General features: G+C 63.7%; 16 protein-coding genes and 2 pseudogenes. 12 read left to right on the top strand and 6 right to left on the bottom strand.

Going from position 1 to position 14560, the window contains the following annotated elements; genetic code table 11:
* Positions 1–772 (top strand): annotated as a pseudogene (locus tag RFN28_RS29130) (caspase family protein); the annotation flags it as partial.
* A 115-nt stretch (positions 773–887) separates the two neighbouring features.
* Here RFN28_RS29130 and RFN28_RS29125 read toward each other — a convergent pair.
* From RFN28_RS29125 to RFN28_RS29110, 4 genes and pseudogenes are all read right to left on the bottom strand, one after another.
* A complete protein-coding gene (locus RFN28_RS29125; protein WP_320290589.1) occupies positions 888–1568 on the bottom strand; it encodes a transglutaminase-like cysteine peptidase in 681 nt (226 codons plus the stop codon).
* A gap of 138 nt (positions 1569–1706) precedes the next feature.
* Positions 1707–1981: pseudogene (locus RFN28_RS29120) on the bottom strand (AbrB/MazE/SpoVT family DNA-binding domain-containing protein).
* 22 nt (positions 1982–2003) lie between these two features.
* A complete protein-coding gene (gene tldD / locus RFN28_RS29115; RefSeq protein WP_320290588.1) occupies positions 2004–3416 on the bottom strand; it encodes a metalloprotease TldD in 1413 nt (470 codons plus the stop codon).
* Between the two features lie 130 nt (positions 3417–3546).
* Positions 3547–4089: an invasion associated locus B family protein gene (locus tag RFN28_RS29110; RefSeq protein ID WP_320290587.1), complete on the bottom strand. Its 543-nt coding sequence runs from the start codon at positions 4087–4089 to the stop codon at positions 3547–3549.
* Between the two features lie 328 nt (positions 4090–4417).
* Between RFN28_RS29110 and coxB the strand changes: the two genes are divergently transcribed.
* From coxB to rnhA, 11 genes are all read left to right on the top strand, one after another.
* A complete protein-coding gene (gene coxB, locus RFN28_RS29105; protein WP_320290586.1) occupies positions 4418–5302 on the top strand; it encodes a cytochrome c oxidase subunit II in 885 nt (294 codons plus the stop codon).
* A gap of 38 nt (positions 5303–5340) precedes the next feature.
* A complete protein-coding gene (ctaD, locus tag RFN28_RS29100; RefSeq protein ID WP_320290585.1) occupies positions 5341–6990 on the top strand; it encodes a cytochrome c oxidase subunit I in 1650 nt (549 codons plus the stop codon).
* Positions 6991–7066: 76 nt separating this feature from the next.
* Positions 7067–8011: a heme o synthase gene (locus RFN28_RS29095; protein WP_320290584.1), complete on the top strand. Its 945-nt coding sequence runs from the start codon at positions 7067–7069 to the stop codon at positions 8009–8011.
* Positions 8008–8190, top strand: a complete 183-nt coding sequence (locus tag RFN28_RS29090) for a cytochrome c oxidase system small membrane protein (RefSeq protein ID WP_127861141.1) — start codon at positions 8008–8010, stop codon at positions 8188–8190. Before RFN28_RS29095 ends, RFN28_RS29090 begins: the two co-directional genes overlap by 4 nt.
* A 7-nt stretch (positions 8191–8197) precedes the next feature.
* The gene (locus RFN28_RS29085; protein ID WP_320290583.1) at positions 8198–8821 is read left to right on the top strand and encodes a cytochrome c oxidase assembly protein; all 624 of its coding nucleotides are present in this window, start codon (positions 8198–8200) and stop codon (positions 8819–8821) included.
* A gap of 1 nt (position 8822) precedes the next feature.
* The gene (locus tag RFN28_RS29080; protein WP_320290582.1) at positions 8823–9704 is read left to right on the top strand and encodes a cytochrome c oxidase subunit 3; all 882 of its coding nucleotides are present in this window, start codon (positions 8823–8825) and stop codon (positions 9702–9704) included.
* 85 nt (positions 9705–9789) lie between these two features.
* Complete coding sequence (locus RFN28_RS29075) at positions 9790–10176, top strand: DUF983 domain-containing protein (RefSeq protein ID WP_320290581.1); 387 nt, start codon at positions 9790–9792, stop codon at positions 10174–10176.
* Positions 10173–10928, top strand: a complete 756-nt coding sequence (locus RFN28_RS29070) for an SURF1 family protein (protein WP_320290580.1) — start codon at positions 10173–10175, stop codon at positions 10926–10928. Before RFN28_RS29075 ends, RFN28_RS29070 begins: the two co-directional genes overlap by 4 nt.
* 75 nt (positions 10929–11003) lie before the next feature.
* Complete coding sequence (gene ispH / locus RFN28_RS29065; RefSeq protein ID WP_320290579.1) at positions 11004–12008, top strand: 4-hydroxy-3-methylbut-2-enyl diphosphate reductase; 1005 nt, start codon at positions 11004–11006, stop codon at positions 12006–12008.
* A 6-nt stretch (positions 12009–12014) separates the two neighbouring features.
* Complete coding sequence (locus tag RFN28_RS29060) at positions 12015–12977, top strand: homoserine kinase (RefSeq protein ID WP_320290578.1); 963 nt, start codon at positions 12015–12017, stop codon at positions 12975–12977.
* Complete coding sequence (rnhA, locus tag RFN28_RS29055; RefSeq protein WP_320290577.1) at positions 12974–13507, top strand: ribonuclease HI; 534 nt, start codon at positions 12974–12976, stop codon at positions 13505–13507. The genes RFN28_RS29060 and rnhA overlap by 4 nt, the downstream gene beginning before the upstream one ends.
* A 15-nt stretch (positions 13508–13522) precedes the next feature.
* On the opposite strand, the gene RFN28_RS29050 is transcribed toward rnhA, so the two are convergent.
* Together RFN28_RS29050 and RFN28_RS29045 are read right to left on the bottom strand one after the other, a co-directional pair.
* Positions 13523–13999 carry a DUF2938 domain-containing protein gene (locus RFN28_RS29050; RefSeq protein WP_320290576.1) on the bottom strand — a complete coding sequence of 159 codons (477 nt, stop codon included), beginning with the start codon at positions 13997–13999 and terminating at the stop codon, positions 13523–13525.
* Complete coding sequence (locus RFN28_RS29045; protein WP_320290575.1) at positions 13999–14481, bottom strand: peroxiredoxin; 483 nt, start codon at positions 14479–14481, stop codon at positions 13999–14001. Before RFN28_RS29045 ends, RFN28_RS29050 begins: the two co-directional genes overlap by 1 nt.
* Positions 14482–14560: the final 79 nt, after the last annotated feature.

Below are 14560 nucleotides of genomic sequence, written 5' to 3'. Positions count from 1 at the left end.
AGAGCAGGGCACGGATCAGCGGAAGGGCAAGAAGTTCCGCAAGCTGCCGACCGTCAACGGTGCGCCGGCCGAAAACGGGCAGAGCGCGCAGGAGAAGGTCGAGAAGAACAATCCGAACGCGTTCTCCGACCAGAACACCGGCAAACCGAAAAAGCTGAGGCGCAAGGAATTGTCCGCCGGCCAGTCCGTTGTCGAACCGAACGAACAGGGCACGCCCAGCGGAAACGAGAAGGGCCGGAAGTTCCGCAAGCTGCCGACTGTCAACGGTGCGCCGGCCGAAAATCGCCCGAGCGTGCAGGAGCGGCTGAGGAAGAACAATCCGAACGAGCTCTCCGACCAGAACATCGGCAAACCGAGAAAGCTGCTGCGCAGGGATTTGTCGGGCGGCGAGTCCTTTGTCGAACCGGATCAAGGCTCGGCCAACAGGGTCGACAGAGGCAGGAAGCTCCGCAGGCTGCCGAACAGCGAGGAGGGAACCGCCGGTCCGGAGGTCAACGTCCAGCGCAACTTCAAGGTCAACAGGCCGAATGAGAATGCACAGCGCCAGTTCAGGCAGGAAAGGCCGAGCGAGCAGGTGCTGCGGCCGCAGAGATCGGAGCCGAAGCCGGAATTCCGCGCGCAGCCGAGACCGCAGATGCAAGAGCGGCGTGTCCCGCAGGAGCAGCCGAGACCGCAGATACAAGAGCGGCGCGTCCCGCAGGAGCAGCCGCCGCAGCAGCTCAAGAAGAAGCAGGCTTGCGGACAGCCGGGCGAACCGGCTTGCCAGCAGTAGGCCGTCGGGCAGCTACTCATGGGCCGGACTTTCCGGCCCATTAACTTTGCGCGAAGGGGATCGCCGGTCTGCACCGCGTCAGCCCGTCAAAGGCGGATCGTTTCGTTGACTTGGCCTACGAGTTTGGCGTCATGCGTTTCGGCGTGCCGCCGCGCTGGTTGATCGACACCCAGATGTTCGGGTTCTGCTGCGACTGGCGTTTAAGGAAATAATAGCCGGTCGCGTCCCAGGGCCGGACTTCATCGACAAGATTGTCCAGGACGAGATCGCCCTTGTCCGTCTTTACCGTCAGGATGGTGTGGCCTTCATTGTTGAGGTCGCGCACCACCGTCATGAGCAGTGCCTGCCGGGGAAATCCCGCTTCCATGAGCAGCTTGCGCTTGTAGAGCGCGTAGATCTTGCAGTCGCCCTTGCCGTCCACCGGATAGTCCCAGTGGTCCATCATCGTGCCCCAATGCTCGTAATTGCTGACGGGCTTGATGGAGCCGTTCGCCTTCTGGTTTATCCGCTTGAGGATGCGCAGGTTCTGCGCGGTCAGCTTGACGTTCGTGGCCGGCAGGGCGGGCACATTGCACTCTTTCGGCCGGCGGTGGCAGAAATCGACCCAGCCGTAGGGAATGCTGGTGCGTCCGCCGACCGAGGCGGAGCGCACCGTATCCGCGGAAGGCTGCGTCGACGGCTGCTTAAATAATGTCGTCTGCGCCACTGCCGTTCCGGCAGATAGCGAAGTAGCACCGATCAACGAAGCAAGGCCAAGAAGGAAGGAAGAGGTCAGGACGCCAGGGGAACGCAACACTGCCAAACACCACCGCAACGAGAAGACTGGCGACGAGTTAAGGCGGAAACGGCGGTGGGATCAACTAAACAATTAATAATTTCCTAACATGGTTGTGTACGCGTCCGGCGAGATCGCTAGGCTTCCTCAGCGGTGGTATCAATCGCTTGCGTTGCGCCGCTGCGCTTCGGCAAGGACGCCAGCGTCCATCTGTTCCAGCGTCTTCGGCCCGCCGTTGTGAGGCAGGGTACCAAACACGTCCTCCGGCTGCGTCGGGGTAAAGCCCGCACCGGCCTCAAAAGAACGCCGTGCAGCGTATCTTCGACCTGCAAGCGCGTCCCGACACCCCAATCCCTCCGTTTCCGGATCGCGGCGGGCAGGCTCACTCGCCCCTTGGTCGAGACGGTCGTTCCGAATTTTTCGGGGCCGGCCATCATGGCTCACCTCATTGCCGCCTCAAACCCTGGTGCCGCCCACCGTCATCTGGTTCATCCTCAGATGCGGCTGGCCGACGCCCACAGGCACGCCCTGTCCGGCCTTGCCGCACATGCCGATGCCGTTGTCGAGCTTCATGTCGTTGCCGATCATGGTCACGCGGTGCATCGCGTCAGGGCCGTTGCCGATCAGCATCGCGCCCTTGATCGGCTGCGTCACCTTGCCGTCCTCGATCATGTAGGCCTCGGTGCAGCCGAACACGAATTTTCCCGAGGTGATGTCGACCTGGCCGCCGCCGAAGGAGACGGCATAGATGCCTTTCTTGACCGAGGCGATGATCTCTTCCGGCGGCGTGTCGCCCGAGGTCATATAGGTGTTGGTCATGCGCGGCATCGGCTGGTGCGCGTAGCCTTCGCGCCGGCCGTTGCCGGTCGCCTTCATGCCCATCAGCCGCGCGTTCTGGCGGTCCTGCATGTAGCCCACAAGCTTGCCGTCCTCTATCAGCACGTTGCGAGCGGAGGGCGTTCCTTCATCGTCGACGGTAAGCGAGCCGCGCCGCTCGGCGATCGTGCCGTCATCGACCACGGTGACGCCCTTTGCCGCCACTTGGCTACCCATCAGGCCGGCGAAGGCGGACGTCTTCTTGCGGTTGAAGTCGCCTTCCAATCCGTGGCCGACCGCCTCATGCAGCATCACGCCGGGCCAGCCGCTGGAAAGCACGATGTCGAAGGTGCCGGCCGGCGCCGGAACCGCATCGAGATTGACCAGTGCCTGCCTGAGCGCCTCGCGCGCGGCATGCTTCCAGCTTTCCTCGGTCAGGAATTCGCCAAAGCTCTTGCGGCCGCCCATCCCGGAGGAGCCGCTCTCTTGGCGATCGCCATCGCCGACCACCACCGAGACGTTGACCCTGACCAGCGGGCGGATGTCGCGCACCATCTGGCCGTCGCCACGCACGATCTCGACATGCTGCCAGGAAGCGGCGAGCGAGGCCGTCACCTGGCGCACGCGCGGATCGGCAGCGCGCAGCCAGGCGTCGATCTCCTGCAAGAGCTTGGCTTTGGCCTCGAAGCTGGGCGAGGGGATGGGGTTCTCGTCGCCATATAGGTGGCGATTGGTGCGGGCAGGCGCCGCGGCGAGCGTGCCCGAATAGCCGCCCTTGACGGCCGAGACGGCATCGGCCGCGCGCAGCAGCGAGGCTTCCGAAAGGTCGTTCGAATGGGCGTAGCCGCTCGCCTCGCCGGCAACGGCGCGCAGCCCGAAACCCTGGTCGGTGTTGAAATTGGCCGTCTTCAGCCGGCCATTGTCGACCATCAGCGCTTCGCTCTCGCTGTATTCGAGGAACAGTTCGCCGTCGTCGGCGCCCTTGATGGTGTCGGCGACGATCTCTTTGACGCGATCGTCGGAAATGTCGAATTGGCCGATCAGGCTGTTCATGGCAAGGCTGTCCGCTGGCGGTTTGTCATTCCCCCGATGTAGGGGCGAAGACAGGTCAAGACAATCGGCAGCGTTCACACGGGATTGTCATCGCCGCGGACAAAGGACGACCCTGCTGCCGCGTCGGATCTCAGGGGAGCGCCGCGAAGCCCTCGGCGAATCCCTTGAGGTCGACGGGAATGCCGATGCCTTCCTCCGGCGTCTGGAAGACGATGAAGGTGGCCGACGTGCCGTTCTTCAGCGTATCGAGCAACGGCTTCTCGAGGATCACTTCCGCGTAGCAGCCGTCCTGGAAGCAGCGCACGAAATAGGCGCGGCCGATGTCCTTGCCGTCGACATTGAGGCCAAGTCCGTTGGGGAGCAGCACGCCGAGCGGCGCCAGCACCCGCAGGATCTCGGCCTTGTTGTCGGCGGTGCGCAGCACCACCACCGAAAGGCCCATTTCCGGGCGGTCCTCGGCGACGACGTTCTGCATCATCACGCATTGCTCGGAAGTCGCGCCGGCCGGCGTGTCGCAGATGATCGACCACGCGCCATGCGTAGACTTGACCGTGCCGCTGGGCGGCGCGGCGGTCTGCGGCGGCGCGGCGCTCGCCGCGCCCGACAGGCCGGCGCCAAGCAGAGCGGCAAGGCAAACGACCTTCGCCAGGGGTCTCGAAAGCCAAGAAGTCATGACGGCTCCATTGCGAATCACGGCACTTTAAGCTGCGCCAAGGCCAAGTAAAGGACGAGACCGTCGCCGGCCCGCCCCGATACCGGCAATTACGCGCTTTTCCATAGCAAATTCGCCCGAATTGCGACCGTCCGGCGCGCGACGCGGCGATGGCCGGGAACGCCCTTTGGGTTGCGCGCAAAAATGCCGCACGGTTTCGGCCGCTCATTCCTTGCGGAGGGAAATAGAGTATGGTTTGAACCACCTTAGGAACAGACCGGGATTCCCAATCCCGGCGTCGTTCGTTATTGGTGCGATCCGATCGCAGGAAGTGGGAGACGAGAGGGCGATGAGAAAATTCCTGGCAAGCGCCAAACTTCTGGCAGGTGCTGCAGCCGCAGGCGCGCTCCTCTCCAGCGCATCCGCCTATGCGGACCAGCCGCGGCCATGGGAAACGAGCTTCCAGACGCCGGCGACCGGCATGATGCGGCAGATCGAGTGGTTCGGGAACTACACCTTCGCCTTCATCACGGTGATCACGCTTCTGGTGCTGTTCCTGCTCGCCTTTGTCATCCTGAAGTTCCGCGCGAGCGCCAACCCGGTTCCCTCGAGGACCAGCCACAACACGCTGATCGAGGTGATCTGGACGGTCGGGCCGGTCGTCGTGCTGCTGCTCATCGCCATCCCGTCCTTCCAGCTGCTCACCGCGCAGTACACGCCGCCGGAAGAGGCCAAGCTCACCGTCAAGGCGACCGGCAACCAGTGGAACTGGGACTACGAATACCAGGTCGACAAGACCTTCTCCTTCAACTCGGCCGTGCTCCAGGATGCTGACCGTGCCAAGGCCGGCAAGGAAGATCGCAACCTTTATCCGCGCCTGCTCGCCGTCGACAACGAACTGGTGGTGCCGGTCAACACCATGACCCGCGTGCTGATCACGGCGACCGACGTCATCCACTCCTTCGCCGTGCCGTCCTTCGGCATCAAGATGGACGCAGTGCCTGGCCGCACCAACGAGACCTGGTTCAAGGCGGAGAAGGAAGGCCTCTACTACGGCCAGTGCTCGCAGCTCTGCGGCAAGGACCACGCCTTCATGCCGATCGCCGTCCGCGTCGTCTCAGACGCGCAGTTCAAGACCTGGCTGGAGACGGCCAAGACTGACGTGCCGGCCGCCAACAAGGCGCTGATGGCCGAGATCGACGGCACCAACAAGGTAGCGGCTGCCGGCAATTGATGTCGCGGCCAAGCAGGAATTAGGGAACGGAGCGGAACATGGCAGAGGCTCAAGCTCACGACCACCACGACCACAGGCCGCATGGCTGGGTCCGCTGGGTGTACTCGACCAACCATAAGGACATCGGCACGCTCTACCTGATCTTCGCGATCATCGCCGGCATCATCGGCGGCGCGCTCTCGGTCGCCATCCGCATGGAGCTGCAGGAGCCGGGTATCCAGATCTTCAGCGGTCTGGCGCAGATGGTCTACGGCATGCAGGGCGACGCCGCCATCGACGGCGGCAAGAGCATGTACAACGCCTTCGGCGCCGCGCATGGCCTGATCATGATCTTCTTCATGGTCATGCCGGCCCTGATCGGCGGCTTCGCCAACTGGATGGTGCCGATCATGATCGGCGCGCCGGACATGGCGTTCCCGCGCATGAACAACATCTCCTTCTGGCTGCTGCCGCCGGCTTTCCTTTTGCTGCTCGGCTCGATGTTCGTGCCGAGTGCGCCCGGCGCCTTCGGCCCCGGTGGTGGCTGGACGATCTATCCGCCGCTCTCGACGGCCGGTCAGCCCGGCCCTGCGATGGACCTGGCGATTCTGTCGATCCACATCGCCGGCGCGTCGTCGATCCTTGGCGCTATCAACTTCATTACCACCATCTTCAACATGCGCGCGCCCGGCATGACGATGCATAAGATGCCGCTGTTCGCCTGGGCTGTGCTGATCACCGCATTCCTGCTGCTCTTGTCGCTGCCGGTTCTGGCTGGCGGCATCACCATGCTGCTCACCGACCGCAATTTCGGCACCTCGTTCTTCGTAGCGGACAATGGCGGTGATCCGCTGCTCTTCCAGCACCTGTTCTGGTTCTTCGGCCATCCGGAGGTGTACATCCTGATCCTGCCGGGCTTCGGCATCATCAGCCATATCGTCTCGACCTTCTCGAAGAAGCCCGTCTTCGGCTATCTCGGCATGGCCTACGCCATGGTCGCGATCGGCGCCGTCGGCTTCATCGTCTGGGCGCACCACATGTACACGACCGGCCTGTCGCTCGACACGCAGCGCTATTTCGTGTTCGCCACCATGGTCATCGCGGTGCCGACCGGCGTGAAGATCTTCTCCTGGATCGCCACGATGTGGGGCGGCTCGATCTCCTTCAAGCCGCCGATGCTGTGGGCGCTGGGCTTCATCTTCCTGTTCACGATCGGCGGCGTCACCGGCGTTCAGCTCGCCAATGCCGGCCTCGACCGCTCGCTGCACGACACCTATTTCGTGATCGCACACTTCCACTACGTGCTGTCGCTGGGTGCCGTGTTCGCCATCTTCGCCGGTTGGTACTACTGGTTCCCGAAGATGACCGGCTACATGTACTCGCCGGTGATCGCCAACACCCATTTCTGGGTCACCTTCGTCGGCGTCAACCTGATCTTCTTCCCGCAGCACTTCCTCGGCCTCGCCGGCATGCCGCGCCGCACCGTCGACTATCCGGATGCGTTCGCCGGCTGGAACATGGTCTCGTCCTACGGCTCCTACATTGCCGCCGTGGGCGTTGCGATCTTCCTCTACGGTGTGTTCGAGGCCTTCCAGAAGAAGCGGGTCGCTGGCGCCAATCCGTGGGGCGAGGGTGCCACCACGCTCGAATGGCAGCTGCCTTCGCCGCCGCCGTTCCACCAGTGGGAAAAGCTGCCGAAGATCAAGTAGGCAGCGTCCCGACGCATGCGAGGCCGCCGGCCAGCCCGGCGGTCTTGGCCAACGGAAAGATGGACTTTAAGTACGCATGGCCATTGCCGACCACAGATTGATGGAGGAAGCGGGCTTTCGCATGTCGGAAGCGACCGCGGGCGATTTCTTCGCCCTCCTGAAGCCGCGCGTGATGTCGCTGGTCGTCTTCACGGCCTTTGTCGGCATGGTCGCGGCGCCCGTCGCCATCAATCCGCTGCTGGCGGTGATCGCCATCCTGGCGATCGCCATCGGCGCCGGCGCCTCGGGCGCGCTCAACATGTGGTACGACGCCGACATCGACGCGGTGATGACCAGGACCGCCGGCCGTCCGGTGCCGGCGGGTCGCGTCACGCCCGGCGAGGCGCTGAGCTTCGGCCTGGTGCTGTCGGTGCTGTCGGTGATGACGCTTGGCGTGCTGATCAACTGGCTGTCGGCAGCACTTCTCGCCTTCACCATCTTCTTCTACGCCGTCGTCTACACGATGTGGCTGAAGCGCTGGACGCCGCAGAACATCGTCATCGGCGGCGCCGCCGGCGCCATCCCGCCGGTGATCGGCTGGGCTGCGGTGACCGGATCGGTCAGCCTCGAAAGCCTGATCCTGTTCCTGATCATCTTCCTCTGGACGCCGCCGCATTTCTGGGCGCTGGCGCTGTTCAAATCGGATGATTACGCCCGCGCGGACATCCCGATGATGCCGAACGTCGCCGGACCTGCCTCCACACGCCGCCAGATCTTTGCCTATGCGCTGATCCTGGCGCCGGTCGGCGTGCTGCCTTATGCGTTCGGCTACACGACGGCCGCCTATGGCGCCGTCTCGGCCGTGCTTGGCGCGGGCTTCGTCTGGTACGCCTGGAAGGTGCTCGGCATGGCCGACGACGACCGCGCGATGAAGCCGGCCAAGGCGCTGTTCGCCTATTCGCTGCTCTATCTGTTCGCCATCTTCGCCGCCTATCTCGTCGACAGCGTTGTCGGGCGCGCCCTCATGACGGGGGGAGCATGATCGTGGCCGACAAGAACCTTGAACTGGTCACCTTGACCGAGCGCCAGCAGAAGGCGCGGCGCAACCGCTCCGTCGCAATCGGCGTGGCGCTGGCCGCGCTCGTCATCATCTTCTACGTCGCGACCATCGTGAAATTCGGCCACAATGCGTCTGGCCTCACGCCTACGAACTTGATGTGAGGCGGCGATGAACGGCGAGACCACCAACAGACCCGTCAGGAAGAACAGCAACCGCATCGTCGTGGCGGTCTGCCTTGCCTTCTTCACCGGCATGGTCGGCATGGCCTATGCGGCGGTGCCGCTCTATAAGATGTTCTGCCAGGCCACCGGTTATGGCGGCACGACGCAGCGCGCCGAGAAGCAATATGCCGGTCGCGTGCTTGACCGTGACATCACCATCCGCTTCGACGCCAACACCAATGGCATTCCGTGGCAGTTCGAGCCGGTGGCGCGCCAGGTGACCATCAAGATCGGCGAGACCACGCAGGCGCATTACAGCGCCACCAACAAGTTCGACCGCCCCATCACCGGCCGCGCCTCCTTCAACGTGCAGCCGGAAATGGCCGGCGCCTATTTCAACAAGGTGGAGTGCTTCTGCTTCACCGACACGACGCTGAAGCCCGGCGAGACGCTGGACATGCCGGTCGTGTTCTATGTCGATCCAGATATCGTCAACGTGCCGGAACTGAAGGACTTGAAGACCATCACCCTGTCCTACACGATGTTCCCGGTCGAGAAGAAACAGCCGGTCGCAGCCGCCGCCGGCGGCAGCAAAAAAGTTCCAGATTCCGAAGCAAGCCTCGGGGGTTGATATGGCAGACGCGCACGCAAAACCGAACCACGACTACCATCTCGTCAATCCGAGCCCCTGGCCTTTCCTGGGCTCGATCGGCGCGCTGGTGACCGCAATCGGCGGCGTGTGCCTGATGCGTTATCTCAGGGCCGACAGCTTCCCGATCTTCGGCCACAACATCGCCAATCCGTGGCTGTTCTTCATCGGCCTCGTCATCGTGCTCTACACGATGTTCGCCTGGTGGTCGGACACCATCAAGGAAGCGCATGAGGGCTACCATACGCGCGTGGTGTCGCTGCACCTGCGCTACGGCATGATCATGTTCATCGCCTCCGAGGTGATGTTCTTCGTCGCCTGGTTCTGGGCCTTCTTCGACGCCAGCCTGTTCCCGGGCGAGGCGACGCAATATGCCCGCGCCGCCTTCACCGGCGGAGTGTGGCCACCGAAGGGCCTGGAGGTCCTCGATCCCTTCCACCTGCCGCTCTACAACACCATCATCCTGCTGTTGTCTGGCACGACGGTGACCTGGGCGCACCACTCGCTTATCCATGGCGATCGCAAGGGCCTGATCAACGGCCTCGTGCTGACGGTCGGCCTCGGCATGCTGTTCACCATGGTGCAGGCCTACGAGTACATGCACGCTCCGTTCGCCTTCAAGGATTCGATCTACGGCGCCACCTTCTTCATGGCGACCGGCTTCCACGGCTTCCACGTCATCATCGGCACCATCTTCCTTCTCGTCTGCCTGGTGCGCGCGATCCGGGGCGACTTCACCCCGAAGCAGCATTTCGGCTTCGAGGCTGCTGCCTGGTACTGGCACTTCGTCGACGTGGTTTGGCTGTTCCTGTTCAGCTGCATCTATGTCTGGGCCTCGAACGGCGCGCTGATCGAAGCCCACTAAATCAACGGCTTTCGGAATCCCAAAAAGGCGGCCGCGTCGACGTGGCCGCCTTATCTTTTTGAGCGAAAGGGTCTACGGTGCGGATATGAGCGAAGACAAGGCGATCTGGCCCCCCATTGACCCGGTTTCGGCCGGCCTGCACGGCCGCTGCCCGCGCTGCGGCGAGGGCAAGCTGTTCTCTGGCTTTCTCACGGTCGGCAAGCGCTGCCACAATTGCGGCCTGGACTATTCCTTCGCCGATGCCGGCGATGGCCCGGCAGTGTTCGTCATCCTGATCATCGGCTTCATCGTCGTCGGTCTGGCGCTGTGGATGGAGGTGACGCTCAGCCCGCCACTCTGGCTGCATTTCATATTGTGGATACCGCTGGCGCTGGTGCTCAGCCTGACGGCATTGCGCCTCATCAAGGGCGTGCTGATCACCATGCAATACTCAAAAAAGGCTTCCGAAGGCAGGCTGGACGCCGGTCAATGAGCGGCACGACCGGTTCGACTGCCGGCCGCGCGCGGCCGCGCAACGCATTGCTGCTTGGGCTCGGCCTTGTCCTGTTCGCCATCCTTCTGGGCCTCGGCACCTGGCAGGTCCAGCGCCTGCACTGGAAGGAAGATCTGCTCGCCACGATCGACAGGCGGACCCATGCGGCACCCCTGCCGCTTTCGAATGTCGAGAATGAATTCGCAGCCACGCACGATGTCGACTACACGCCGGTGAAGGTGACCGGTACCTTCCTGCACCAGGGCGAGCGGCATTTCTTCGCCACCTGGGAAGGCGACACCGGCTTCAACGTCTATACGCCGCTGCAGCTAGACGACGGCCGCTTCGTGCTCGTCAATCGCGGCTTCGTCCCTTACGATCTGAAGGATCCGGCCAAGCGCCGGCAGGGCGAGGTGGCCGGCACGGTGACGGTGACCGGCCTTGCCCGCAATCCGCTGCCGGGCAAACCTTCGATGATGCTGCCCGACAACGATATCGCCAAGAACATCTTCTACTGGAAGGACCGCGATGCGATGGCCTCGAGCGCCGGCCTGCCGGCAGGAGCCGTGCTGGTGCCGTTCTTCGTCGATGCCGACAAGACGCCGAATCCCGGCGGCCTGCCGGTCGGCGGCGTCACCATCATCGATCTGCCGAACAACCATTTGCAATATGCCGTCACCTGGTACGGCCTGGCCGCCGCGCTCGCCGCCGTGCTGATCCTCCGACTCCGCCGCACGACGAAAGAAGGGTGAACGCCGCCGCTCTTGACAGGGCAGGGGTAGGCACCTCATTTCGGCTCCAGATTTCGAGTGAACCGGTCCGTTTTCATGAGTGAGACCAAGCCACCGCTGACGATCAGGCTCTGCCAGCCGCGCGGCTTCTGCGCCGGCGTCGACCGCGCCATCCAGATCGTCGTGCTGGCGCTGAAGAAATACGGTGCGCCGGTCTATGTACGCCACGAGATCGTGCACAACCGCTATGTCGTCGAGGGGCTGCAGAGCCTGGGCGCGGTGTTCATCGAAGAACTGTCCGAGATCCCGCCTGAACATCGCCAATCGCCGGTCGTCTTTTCCGCGCATGGCGTGCCGAAATCGGTGCCGGCGGACGCCGAGGCGCGCAACCTCTTCTATCTAGACGCCACCTGTCCGCTGGTGTCGAAGGTCCACAAGCAGGCGATGCGCCACCAGCGGCTTGGCCGTCATGTGCTTTTGATCGGCCATGCCGGCCACCCGGAAGTGATCGGCACGATGGGCCAACTGCCGGAGGGTGCTGTGACCCTGATCGAGACCGAGGCGGACGCAGCAACCTTCGTGCCGGCCGACCCGGCGGCGCTTGGCTTCGTCACCCAGACGACGCTGTCGGTCGAGGACACCGCCGGCATCATCCGGGCGCTGCAGGAGCGCTTCCCGGAACTCCATGCGCCTGCAGCCGAATCGATCTGCTATGCCACCACCAACCGCCAGGAGGCGGTGAAGGAAACGGCGGCCGGCGCCGACCTCTTCCTCGTCGTCGGCGCGCCGAATTCGTCCAACTCGCGGCGCCTTGTCGAAGTGGCCGAGCGCGCCGGTGCGAAAATGTCGCTTCTCGTGCAGCGGGCCGCCGAAATTCCATGGGAAGAGATCGCCGGCATCTCGACGCTCGGCCTGTCGGCCGGCGCTTCGGCGCCGGAAATCATTGTCGATGAGATCATCGACGCCTTCCGGCATCGCTTCAACGTCACGATCGATCTGGCCATCACGGCCACGGAAACGGAGGATTTCCCGGTGATGCGGGTGTTGCGCGATGTCGAACTGACGGCGGCCGACATGGCTTTCGTCAATGGAGCCGCGTGAAGCCAGATGGCCGTTTACACCGACGTCAACGAAGGCGAGCTTACAACCTTCCTGAAAGCCTTTCCGGTGGGCGAGCTCCTGTCCTACAAGGGCATCGCCGAAGGCACCGAGAATTCGAATTTCCTCGTCCACGCCTCAACCGGTTCCTACATCCTGACGCTCTACGAGAAGCGCGTCGACAAGGCCGACTTGCCCTTCTTCCTCGGCCTGATGGGGCATCTCGCGAGAAAGGGCATTTCCTGCCCGCTTCCTGTCACCGCGCATGACGGCACGGTGATCGGCACGCTCGCCGGCCGTCCCGCGGTCATCATCACCTTCCTCGAGGGGTTGTCGCTCAGGCGCCCGGCGGCGGCGCATTGCGGCGAGGTCGGCAAGGCACTGGCCGCGCTCCATCTCGCCGGCCGGGATTTCCCGATGCGCCGGCCGAACGCGCTTGCCATCGACGGCTGGCGCAAGCTCTGGGCCGCATCGCGCGACCGCGCCGACGAGGTCGAGACGGGGCTGGCGGCCGAGGTCGACGCCGACTTTCTCGATTTCGAGCGCAACTGGCCGACCGGCCTGCCGCAAGGCATCATCCATGCGGATCTCTTCCCCGACAATGTCTTCTTCCTCGGCGAGAAACTGTCGGGCCTGATTGATTTCTATTTCGCCTGCGACGACCTCTACGCCTATGATGTCGCCACCTGCCTCAACGCCTGGTGCTTCGAGAAGGATTTTTCCTTCAACCTCACCAAGGGCGCGGCGCTGCTTGCCGGTTACCAGTCGGTGCGGCCGCTTGAGGACGACGAGAAGGCGGCGCTGCCGATGTTGGCGCGTGGCTCGGCGCTGCGTTTCATGCTGACCAGGCTCTATGACTGGCTGACCATTCCCAACGGCGGGCTGGTTATGAAACGCGATCCGACCGAATATATCCGTCGCATGCGCTTCCACCGGGCGATCAAGTCGCCCTCGGAATACGGACTGAGATGAACAAAGAAGTTGAGATCTTCACCGACGGTGCCTGCTCGGGCAATCCCGGCCCCGGCGGCTGGGGCGCGGTGCTGCGCTATAACGGCGTCACCAAGGAGCTCTCGGGCGGCGAGGCCGAGACCACCAACAACCGCATGGAACTGCTTGCCGCTATCACGGCGCTCAATGCGCTGAAGCAGCCCTGCACGGTCGATCTCTACACTGACAGCAAATATGTCATGGACGGCATCTCCAAGTGGATTCATGGCTGGAAGAAGAACGGCTGGAAGACCGGCGAGAAGAAGCCGGTCAAGAACGGCGAGCTCTGGCAGGCGCTCGACCAGGCCGCCAACCGCCACAAGGTCATCTGGCATTGGGTGAAGGGCCATGCCGGCCATCCTGAGAACGAGCGCGCCGACGAACTGGCGAGGCAAGGCATGGCGCCGTTCAAGCCGAAGTCGGCGCGGCCGGCGCCGGTTGCGACTGCACCGAGGCCGGAAGGTGCTCCCGTCAGGAAACCAACGCCCCGACGCTCGACCCAGAGCTATTGATGCGCCTGACTTTCGCTACCGGATCGCCAGCGCCGTAGAGAACAGGCCGAGCGCGAACACCGTGTGCGAGACGAGGTTCAGCGCGCGCACCAGCATCGGATTGGGCAGCTTGGACGCCGCCCAGCCGGCGCCCATGCCAGGTGCCAGCAGGAACCAGCCGGCGCCGACGGTGACGATGCCGAGAATGAAGGCCGGCAGGAAGGTCGGAGCGGCAAGCCAGCCGGCTCCCGCGAGCACCACCAGGATGACGCCGTAGAGGATACCGACGAGATAGTGGAACGCCCAGCCCAGCGCCTTCTCATGCGCATAGGGCGCGGCCTTGCCGATATCGTCGTGGAACACCTTCTCGGGCAGGTGCCGCACCCAGCGTCCGACCAGGCCCCAGTTCGGCCGCGGCAGGCCGAATACCTTGTTGAGGACAATCGCCCAGACGTCCATGAAGACGGTAGCGCCGATGCCGATCGCGACGGCGCGCCAGACGATGTCGAGCATCAAAGCTGCTCGAGAATCTTGGCCGCGCCGCTCTCGTCGACTCCCGGCTTGGTTTCGACATTGAGCGCCACGACCTTGCCGTTGTCGACGATCATCGAAAAGCGCTTCGAGCGCAGCCCCATGCCGTTTGCGGAAAGGTCGTTGTCGAGGCCGACCGCCTTGGCGAAGTCGCCGCTGCCGTCGGCGAGGTAGAGGATCTTGCCTTCGCCGCCGGTGAAGCGCGCCCAGGCGCCCATCACATGGACATCGTTGACCGAGACGACCGCGATGGTGTCGACGCCGCGCGCCAGGATAGCGTCGTGGTTCTCCAGGTAGCCAGGCAGGTGGTTGTTGCTGCAGGTCGGCGTGAAGGCGCCGGGAACACCGAACAGCACGACCTTCTTGCCGGCGAAGATCTCGGCACCCGTCACCGGCTTCGCCCCGTCGGCGGTCATCACCCTGAACGTCGCCTCGGGCAGTTTGTCGCCAACCGAAATGGTCATGATTTCCTCGCTTGGGAGATTGGGAAGGATCTGTGCCTGCGTATCGGACTGAGCGGCTTCCCGCAACCGTTCAGAGCAA

It is taken from the genome of Mesorhizobium album (assembly GCF_033977205.1).
Lineage (GTDB): Bacteria > Pseudomonadota > Alphaproteobacteria > Rhizobiales > Rhizobiaceae > Mesorhizobium > Mesorhizobium album.
Note: the sequence above shows the minus strand (reverse complement) of the source record. Positions and strands in the feature narration are given on the sequence as shown.